General features: G+C 62.2%; 6 protein-coding genes. All 6 read right to left on the bottom strand.

The features are described from left to right. On the bottom strand, positions 1 to 126 hold a 126-nt coding region (locus HCZ87_RS19015; RefSeq protein ID WP_303048861.1), incomplete at its 3' end, for a CoA-transferase. 3 nt (positions 127 to 129) lie between these two features. Then, complete coding sequence (locus tag HCZ87_RS19010; protein WP_167646397.1) at positions 130 to 834, bottom strand: CoA transferase subunit A; 705 nt, start codon at positions 832 to 834, stop codon at positions 130 to 132. Positions 835 to 953: 119 nt separating this feature from the next. Next, on the bottom strand, positions 954 to 1469 hold the full coding sequence (locus tag HCZ87_RS19005) for a superoxide dismutase family protein (protein ID WP_167646395.1): 516 nt from the start codon (positions 1467 to 1469) through the stop codon (positions 954 to 956). 255 nt (positions 1470 to 1724) lie between these two features. After that, entirely contained in the window at positions 1725 to 4394 is a 2670-nt protein-coding gene (gene topA / locus HCZ87_RS19000) for a type I DNA topoisomerase (protein WP_167646393.1), read from the bottom strand. A gap of 138 nt (positions 4395 to 4532) precedes the next feature. Further along, complete coding sequence (gene dprA / locus HCZ87_RS18995; protein ID WP_167646390.1) at positions 4533 to 5681, bottom strand: DNA-processing protein DprA; 1149 nt, start codon at positions 5679 to 5681, stop codon at positions 4533 to 4535. 384 nt (positions 5682 to 6065) lie between these two features. Continuing rightward, positions 6066 to 6686 (bottom strand): TldD/PmbA family protein (locus HCZ87_RS18990; RefSeq protein WP_254868704.1); only part of this gene is annotated, 621 nt, incomplete at its 5' end.

Raw genomic sequence — 6686 nt, 5'->3', positions numbered from 1 at the left:
CGTGATATCCTTGTCGCCGACATAGTTGGCCACCAGCGTCGGAATACCGATGCCGAGGTTCACATACATGCCGTCTTCGAGTTCCTGTGCCGCCCGTGCGGCCATCTGGTTGCGGTCCCAAGCCATGGATCAAGCCTCCTCACGCGGACGGGTGGTCACTTTTTCGATGCGTTTTTCATGCTCGCCCTGGATCAGACGGTGCACATAAACGCCGGGCAGGTGGATGTGATCGGGATCCAGGCTGCCGGTCGGGACGATCTCTTCGACCTCGACCACGCAGATCTTGCCACACATGGCGGCGGGCGGGTTGAAGTTGCGGGCGGTCTTGCGGAACACCAGATTGCCGGTCTCATCCGCTTTCCACGCCTTCACGATCGACAGATCGGCAACGATGCCGCGTTCAAGGATATATTCCTCGCCGTCAAAGACCTTCACTTCCTTGCCCTCGGCGATCTGGGTGCCGACGCCGGTCTTGGTGTAAAAGCCGGGAATGCCACAGCCACCGGCGCGCATGCGCTCGGCCAGGGTGCCCTGCGGGTTGAACTCCAGCTCCAGCTCGCCGGACAGATACTGGCGCATGAACTCGGCGTTCTCGCCCACGTAGGACGACATCATCTTCTTGACCTGCTTGGTTTGAAGCAGAATGCCGATGCCAAAATCATCCACGCCCGCGTTATTGGACGCAAAGGTCAAATTCTTGGTGCCGGCCTGTTTGATCGCCTCCAGCAGTAATTCGGGAATACCGCAGAGCCCAAAGCCACCAGCCGCGATGGTCATGCCGTCAAACAGCACCCCATCCAGGGCTTCGGCGGCGGAGCCATATATCTTCTTCATGGAACTCTCCCTTCCATTTCCTCTGGGTCAAGCTAATCACCCCGGCGGCTATGTCGAGTCAACGAATACGGAAGGCTCTGCGTATTTCTACCGACAACGCGCCGGGGCAGGGGGGGGCGCTATTTCATCGTCAGAATGCCACAGGCCACACGCGCCCCGGCGCCACCAATGGGCTGGCTTAGGTGATCATCGCCGTTCTCGTGGATGATAAAGCTGGAGCCATCCGCATCCAGCAACCCGTTTGCGCCCCCCTCCAGCGACAACATGTCGGAAAACGCCTCCATCTGGCCGCTGCCGTCGGCGGCCACAAACAGGTTCGGCAGATCGCCCGGCTCCGGCCCCTCGGGGTTCATCAACCCATGGCCACCCTCCTTGAGCCCCACATGTCCGGCGGCAGACTTAAACCCGTCCTCGGTGGCGCAAACCCCATGGCTGTGCAGATGCAGCCCGTGTTTTCCCGGTTCAAGCCCTGTCACTTTGACATGCACCAGAACGCCGTTTGGTCCCTGGGTGAGGGTGGCGGTGCCAATGGGCGCTCCGGCGGTATTGATCAATTCGGCCGATGCCATCTGCGCGGTCACGGCCAATGGTGCCAAGGACGCCGCGATTGCGGTGGCCAGTAAACATTTCAACATAATAAACTCCGATACCTATGGCCCCGCCAGGGATCTGGCAGAGCAGCTTGCCGCGATCACTCTCAAGACAAAGACCGCGCCGCCCAGCATGTGCACAGGTTTCAGAGCCTGTCACCCAGGATCGCTGCGCCCGTTGAGTTTGAGCGGATCATCGGCGGATAAACGCAAAGCGCCGCGCGTCAGCGCGGCGCCGGGCCCAACGGGAAAGGGGGCACCCTGGTGCCTCCTTGACGGGCGGGAGCGCCCCCGCCTTTGCTATTCGTCCGAGGCCGTGGCGCTTTTCTTGGCCGCTGTCTTTTTCGGGGCGGCCTTCTTCTTGGCTGCGGTCTTCTTGGCGGGGGCTTTCTTCTTGCCGGATTTGCCCGTCTTCTCGGTGATCAGCTCAACCGCCATCTCCATGGTGACGTCTTTGGCCTCGACATCCTTGGGCAATGTGGCGTTGACCTTGCCCCATTTGACATAGGCGCCATAGCGGCCATCCATGATATTCACCGGGCCGCCCTCGCTGGGGTGTTCGCCCAGCTCCTTCAGCGCCTTTGCCGCCGCACGACCACGTCCGCGCCCCGGGTTGGCGCGTTTTTCCGCCAGCATTTCCACCGCGCGGTTCATGCCGATCTCAAAGACGTCGAGCGTCTCCTTGAGGTTCACATAGACCGGTTTTTCCTCATCCGGGCGCTGATGCATGATGTAGGGACCAAAGCGGCCAAGGTTCGCCGAAACCATGCCCCCATCCGGGTGTGCGCCGATCTCGCGCGGCAGGGTCAGGAGGGTCACCGCCTGTTCCAGCGTGACCTCATTGGGCCCCCAGCCGGGCAGGAAATCCTTGCCCTGTTTCGGCAGCGAGGAACGTGGCGGCTTCTTGTTCTCTGGCGTCACCTCGCCGCGTTGCACATAGGGGCCAAAGCGGCCGGATTTTAGGTGAATTTCATCGCCGTCGTCCTCGCCCAGAATGCGCTCATAGCCCTCGGCCCCCTCGCCGGAGATGGGGCGGGTATAGTTGCATTCGGGGTAATTGCCGCAGCCGACAAAACCGCCGGTCCGCGAGGTTTTCAGGTGCAGCTGACCGGCGCCGCATTTCGGGCAGAGCCGCGGGTCGCCGCCATCCTCGCGCGGCGGATAAAGCTGCGGCGCCAGGGCTTCGTCCAGCACATCCAGCACCTCGGAAATCCGCAGATCGGATGTTTCCGAAATCGCCGCCGAGAAATCGCGCCAGAAACTGTCCAGCAGCGCCTTATAATCCTTCTCGCCCGCGCTCACGTCATCCAGCTGGCTCTCCAGCGCGGCGGTGAAATCATATTCCACGTAGCGTTTGAAGAAGTTCAGCAGGAAGATGGTGACGATCCGCCCCTTGTCCTCGGGGATCAGCCGGTTCTTGTCCTTGCGGACGTAATCGCGGTCCTGAATCGTGGTGATCACGCTGGCATAGGTGGAGGGGCGGCCAATGCCCAGCTCTTCCATCCGTTTGACCAGCGTCGCCTCGGTATAGCGCGGCGGCGGTTGTGTGTGGTGTTGCAGCGCCAGCGTCGCCTTGTCATCAGAGAGGCAGGAGGCCTGGGCCCCGGCCTTTTCTGCCTGCGCCGCCAGCGAACCTGCGAATTTCAGCGCCTCGCCCTGCATGATCTGCGGCAGGCGCTTGTCGTCCTCATCGACCACATCATCGCGGCCTTCTTCATAGACGCGCATGAAACCGTCAAACAGAACCACCTGACCGGTGGCGCGCAGCACAACCTGCTTGTCGTCGGACCCCACATCAACCGTGGTGCGCTCCATCCGGGCGCCCGCCATCTGGCAGGCCAGGGTGCGCTTCCAGATCAGATCATAAAGCTTGCGCTGATCCTCCTCAGAGACCTTGAGGCTCGCGGCGTCGCGGCTCATGTCGGTGGGGCGGATACATTCGTGCGCTTCCTGTGCGTTCTTGGCCTTGTTCTTGTAGATGCGCGGCTCGCTCGGCACATAATCCTTGCCGTAGCGGTTGGCGATTTCGTCCCGCGCCGCGGCGACTGCTTCGGGCGCCATGTCGATCCCATCGGTCCGCATATAGGTGATCAGCCCGGCCTCATAAAGCCGCTGTGCCGCGTTCATACACTGGCGCGCGCCCATGCCGAACTTGCGGCTGGCCTCCTGTTGCAGGGTCGAGGTCATGAAGGGCGCCGAGGGGTTGCGCGCCGCCGGTTTGGCCTCCACCGACAGAACCGACATCTTGCGGCTGGTGACCGCCTGCACCGCCAGTTCGGCGGCGGTGGAATTGGCAAGGCTGAATTTATCGAGCTTCTCGCCGCCCAGAACTGTCAGCCGCGCCTCAAAGGACTGGCCGCGCGGGGTCGCCAGATTGGCACGCACCGACCAGTATTCCTGCGGTTTGAAGGCTTCGATCTCCATCTCGCGTTCCACAATCAGACGCAGGCAGACCGATTGCACCCGACCCGCAGACCGCGCCCCGGGCAGTTTGCGCCACAGAACCGGCGAGAGGTTGAAGCCCACGAGGTAATCCAGCGCGCGACGGGCCAGATAGGCCTCCACCAGCGGCATATCGACCTGGCGCGGGTTCTTCATCGCCTCGGTCACCGCGTCCTTGGTGATCGCGTTGAAGGTCACCCGGCTTACCGGCGTGTCCTTCTTGATCGAGCGCCGCTTGGTCAGCGCCTCTTGCAGGTGCCAGGAAATCGCCTCGCCTTCGCGATCAGGGTCAGTCGCGAGGATCAATGCGTTGTCTTCCTTCAGCGCCTCGGCAATGGCGCGGACGTGTTTCTTGCTGTCATTGCCGACCTCCCAGGTCATGGCAAAATCGTCGTCTGGTTCCACCGAACCGTTCTTGGCAGGCAGATCCCGGACGTGCCCGTAGGATGCCAAAACGGTGTAGTCGGAGCCCAGATATTTGTTGATTGTTTTTGCTTTGGCCGGGGATTCGACAACGACGACTGGCATAAATAAAGGTACCTTTTTGGACGGGTTCAAACGCGGTCTATGGCGAGGCAACATGTGGCGCGCAAGGGGAGAATGTCAATCCGTGGGAAGAAAGCCATGGTCCAATCGGCGTAGGTGTCGTCACTTTTGCGCGCTTGATCATTGCTGTTTTTTGACAATCACGCCCCCGGGACCCCGGTCGATCTGACCGGAGAGTTCGAGGTCGGTCAATACGCTGCGGACCTTGCGGGCTGGGCTCTGGAGGTCCTCGATGAGCTGGCCCTCAGGGGTGGGCGCGGCGGCGAGCCGGTCCAGAATGCGCTGGTGCAGCGCGGCGGTCTGCCGCAGGCTGCGTTTTTCCGGCGGCGGTGGCGGTAGATCGCCGATGCGCGGGCGTCGGGGGCGCGGGGCTTCCACCGGCGGCAGCGCGTCGATCACGTCCCGGGCGTTGCGCACAAGCATCGCGCCGTCACGGATCAAGAGGTTGCCACCGCTGGCGCGGGCGTCAAAGGGATGTCCGGGCACCGCCATCACCTCGCGCCCCAGATCGAGCGCGTCGCGCGCGGTAATCAGGCTGCCGGATTTGACGGCGGCCTCCACCACGATGGTGACGAGGCTGCTGCCGGCGATGATGCGGTTGCGCGGCGGGAAATGGCGCGCTTGCGGCTGCAGGCCCATGGGCTGTTCCGACAGGCGCAGGCCCTGATCGGCAATCGCATGGGCAAGGCGGGTGTTCTCAGTGGGATATATAATGTCAACACCGCCGCCTTGCACCGCGATAGTGCCGCTGGCGAGTGCGCCCTCATGGGCGCTGGCGTCGATGCCCCGGGCGAGGCCGGAGACCACGACATAGCCCGCTTCGCCCAGGTCCCGCGCCAGCGCATAGGCCATGCGGCGCCCCAGCGAGGAGGCATTGCGCGCGCCGACGATGGCCACGGCGGGCCGGTTCAGCAGCGACAGATCTCCAATCGCCCAAAGCGCGGGCGGCGGGTTTGGCACGCTGGCCAGAAGGGCGGGATAGTCGGGATCTCCAAAGCACAAAAGCCGCGCATTGGCGGCTTTTGCTTTTGTGAACTCGGCGTCCAATGCATCTTCTGAGTATGTTTCATACCCGTGGGCGCCCGCAGTCGCCGCCAGTTTAGGCAGCATTTCCAGCACATTCTGCGCTGTTCCATATTCGGCGATGAGCCGATGGAAGGTCACAACCCCGATTCCTCGGGAGCGCAACAGACGAAGCCAGGAATACCTTTGATCTTCCGTGGTGGGTGGGAGTGGGGGGTGAGTGGAAGAATTTGCTTCTCCGGTCATGCCCTCGCCTCGCCTTGTTGCAAGACTAGGTTTACGGCTTAAGGGGTTAACAGGTGGTGAAGATCGGGAAAGTTTATGGAGATTTTTCCGCACTTTTCCCTAGGCATATGTAATCACGTGATTATTTATGCGCTCATCGCTGGATTTCCCCGCCGCCGCCGACGGTTTCTGGCGCGATTTTTGGTAAATTTGAGGCCGAAATCCTACTGAAATCAGGCCCTTTTGTCACCTTCGTTAAACAAGCGTGAATTGGGTAACGCAGGCAGGGCAGGGCGCGATATCGGGGCACTAAAAATAGATCTGGCGATTCCCCTAATCGGGAATCGCCATCACAAATGCACGCAGGGGATGTCTTGCGCAGCGGGGGGGCGCCGCCCGGCAGGTTCAGGTGGCGGAGCCACCAACCGTCAGCCCGCCCATCAGCACGCTGGGCTGGCCAACGCCCACTGGCACCCATTGGCCTTGCTTGCCGCAGTTGCCCATGCCGGGGTCCAGCGCCATGTCATTGCCCAGCCCCCGGATCTGTTGCAGCGCGGTGGCGCCATCGCCGATCAGCGTCGCCCCTTTGACGGGGGCGCCGATCTGGCCGTTCTTCACGCGATAGGCCTCGGTGCAGGAAAAGACGAACTTGCCATTGGTGATATCCACCTGACCGCCGCCAAAGCCGACGGCCCAGATGCCGTCCTTTATATCCTTCACCAGATCCTCGGGCGCGCTGTCGCCGCCCAACATATATGTATTGGTCATCCTTGGCATAGGCGCATGGGCGTAGCTCTGACGGCGGCCATTGCCGGTGGGCTCCACCCCCATCAGCCGCGCGTTCTGCCGGTCCTGCATATAGCCCACCAGAATGCCGTCTTCGATCAGGGTGGTTTTCTGGCTCGGCGTGCCCTCGTCATCCACGGTGATGGAGCCGCGCCGGTCCGGGATGGTGCCATCGTCAAGCACCGTCACCCCGGGGGAGGCGATGCGCTGGCCCATCAGCCCGGCAAAGGCCGAAGCGCC

Origin of the sequence: Phaeobacter sp. HF9A, from assembly GCF_011806385.1 — a bacterium.
GTDB lineage: Bacteria > Pseudomonadota > Alphaproteobacteria > Rhodobacterales > Rhodobacteraceae > Epibacterium.
The sequence above is the reverse complement of the archived record's forward strand: the minus strand, read 5'-3'. Positions and strand labels throughout refer to the sequence as shown.